Annotated in this window: 2 protein-coding genes; both read left to right on the top strand. The window is 63.2% G+C overall.

Features of this window, described 5'->3' with window-relative positions; genetic code table 11:
* On the top strand, positions 1–975 hold a 975-nt coding region (locus E4L98_RS30040), incomplete at its 5' end, for a hypothetical protein (protein WP_205746735.1).
* Between the two features lie 142 nt (positions 976–1,117).
* The gene (locus tag E4L98_RS15185; RefSeq protein ID WP_307722122.1) at positions 1,118–2,638 is read left to right on the top strand and encodes an XrtA system polysaccharide chain length determinant; all 1,521 of its coding nucleotides are present in this window, start codon (positions 1,118–1,120) and stop codon (positions 2,636–2,638) included.
* Positions 2,639–2,755: the final 117 nt, after the last annotated feature.

Below are 2,755 nucleotides of genomic sequence, written 5' to 3'. Positions count from 1 at the left end.
TTCCAGCTGCACGCGCGCCAGCTGCGCCGTGGTGCGTTGCTGCTGGCGCTGCTGTGCGCCGTCGCGGTGCCGGTGCTGGAGGGGCCGGCCATGCAGCGCCGCTATCATGCCACCGCGCGCGACCTGGCCGGGCGCCAGGCGCATTGGATCGATGGGCTCGGCCTGATCGGGCCGGGCTGGGTCAGGTGGCTGGCCGGCATGGGGCTGGGCAGCTATCCGCGCCTGCACCACCAGTACAGCAAGGAGCCGGCCCACGCGGCGGCGTATGGCCTGATGGGCGCCGGCGGGCGCAACTGGCTGCAACTGGCCGGTGGCAGTCCCGTATATATCGACCAGCTGGTGGCGGTCGCGCCGCAACGCCGTTATATCCTGAGTTTCGACGCGCGCACGCTGCGCGGCGCTCCGGAACTCGGCGTGTCGCTGTGCGAGAAGTGGCTGTACTCGGCCAACTGCAAATGGAGCGTGGAGCGGCTGCCGACGCAACCGGCGTGGCGCCGTTATGTGCTCGCGGTCGATACGCCGCCCTGGGCGAAACGGCGCCCTGTCAAGCTGTCGCTGACCAATCTGCGCCAGGGCAGCATCCTGGCGGTGAGCAACGTGGCCTTGCGCGCTCCCGAGGGCGGCAACCTGCTGGCCAACGGAACGTTCGCGGACGGCATGGACCGCTGGCTGCCGGTCTACGACAACTACCAGCCCTGGCATCTGGAAAACTGGTGGCTGCAGATGCTGATCGAGCAGGGCGCTTGCGGCGTTCTGGCGCATGTGCTGTTGCTGGCTTGCGCGGCGATGGCGCTGCTGCGCCGTCGCCGTGCGCCGTACCGCGCCATGCCGGCTGTCGCGGCGGCGCTGGCCGCCTTCCTGACGCTCACCTTCATAGATAGCCTCGGCGATTTCTATCGGATTACTTTCGTTTTCTATCTGATAACAATCCTGACGATGTTGCAAGCGCGCCATTCCCCTCAGGAAAGTAGTTAATTATTATCTACAAGCTAAAAAATCTCATGTATCATAGATATTAAGCAATGCAATTTAGGCAATATCGGTATAGAACGTCGCCCCAATGCAGGTATGACGCAACGCAATTACAACATGCGAGACTGATGAGATGGCAGAATTAATGGCGACGCTTTTAGCCTTTCTCAAGGCTATAGGGAAATACCGCTGGCATGCGATTGCGATTTCCTGGCTGGTGGCCATCGCCGGCTGGATCTATGTCTACCGCATGCCCAACGATTATCAGGTCTCGGCGCGGGTCTATGTCGATACCCAGAACATCCTGAAACCGCTGCTGGCCGGCATGGCCACGGTGCCGAATATCGATGAGCAGGTGGCGTTCATGCGCCGCACGCTGATCAGCCGTCCCAATGTCGAGAAGGTCATGCGCATGGTCGACCTGGACGTCAAGGCGGCCAGCGTCAAGGACCACGAACAGATGGTGGATGACCTGGTGTCGCAGATCAAGATCGGCGGCACCGAGCGCGATGACATTTACACGATCTCCTACAACAATCCCAATCCCAAGCTGGGCAAGGAAGTGGTGCAGTCGCTGCTGACCATCTTTGTCGAAGGCAGCTTCGGTGGCAAGAAGCAGGATTCGGAAAAGGCCGTGGCCTTCATCGACGACCAGATCAAGTCGTACGAAGACAAGCTGGCCGCCGCCGAGAATTCGCTCAAGGACTTCAAGCTGCACAACCTGGACATGCTGCCGCGCCAGGGCAGCGATTACAGCAGCAAGATGGTCGAACTGAGCGACCAGCTCAAGCAGGCCCGGCTGGAATACGAGGAAGCGGTGCAGGCGCGTAACGCCATCAAGCGTCAGATCGCCGGCGAAGATCCGGTGGCGATCACCGACGCGCCGGAAGCGGCGTCGGACAATCCGGAACTCGATGGCCGCATCGCCGCGCTGAACAAGCAGCTGGACACCCTGCGCATGCAGTACACCGAAGAGCACCCGGACATCATTTCCGCCAAGCGCCTGGTGGCGTCGCTGGAGGCCAAGAAGAAGGAAGAGGCGAAAAAGCGCCGCGCGGTCGATCCAGGCGCCAATTACAGCCCCATGCTGCAGCAGATGAACGTGTCGCTGTCGGTGGCCGAGGCGCACGTGGCGTCGCTCAAGGTGCGCGTCGACGAGTACGCGTCGCGCATGGCGCGCCTGCGCGCGCAGAGCACGGCGGCGCCGGAGGTCGAGGCGCAACTGGCGCAGCTGAACCGCGACTACCAGGTCAACAAGGAAAACTACACCAAGCTGGTCGAGCGACGCGAGGCGGCCAAGCTGTCCGGCGACCTGAGCTCGGCGACCGATATTTTGACCTTCCGCATCATCGACCCGCCCACGGTGCCGGTCAAGCCGGTGGGGCCCAACCGCCTGCGGCTGATGTCGGTGGTGTTCGGCGGCGCGCTGGTGGCCGGGCTGGGTGCGGCGCTGCTGATGAGTCAGATCCGTCCGACCTTCCTCAGCCAGTTCGCGTTGCGCGAGGCCACCGGGCTGACCATCCTCGGCAGCATCGGCATGAACTGGACCGATGAACAGAAGATCAAGCGTAGGCGCCGCCTGTATGCGTTCAGTGCAGCGGTATTCGTATTGTTTGGCGTCTACGGCGGCATGGTTGCGTTGACGCTGGTGCGGCAGTCGGCGTAAGGGAGTGCAGCGTGAGCATTATTGAAAAAGCGGCCCACCGCATCGAGCAGGAAAAACTGGAACGCGCGGCCGCCGCCGCGCTGGCGCAACGGGCGCCCGCCGCTCCCGCGCCGGCGC

It is taken from the genome of Duganella callida (assembly GCF_004614165.1).
GTDB lineage: Bacteria > Pseudomonadota > Gammaproteobacteria > Burkholderiales > Burkholderiaceae_D > Rugamonas > Rugamonas callida.
The sequence above is the reverse complement of the archived record's forward strand: the minus strand, read 5'-3'. Positions and strand labels throughout refer to the sequence as shown.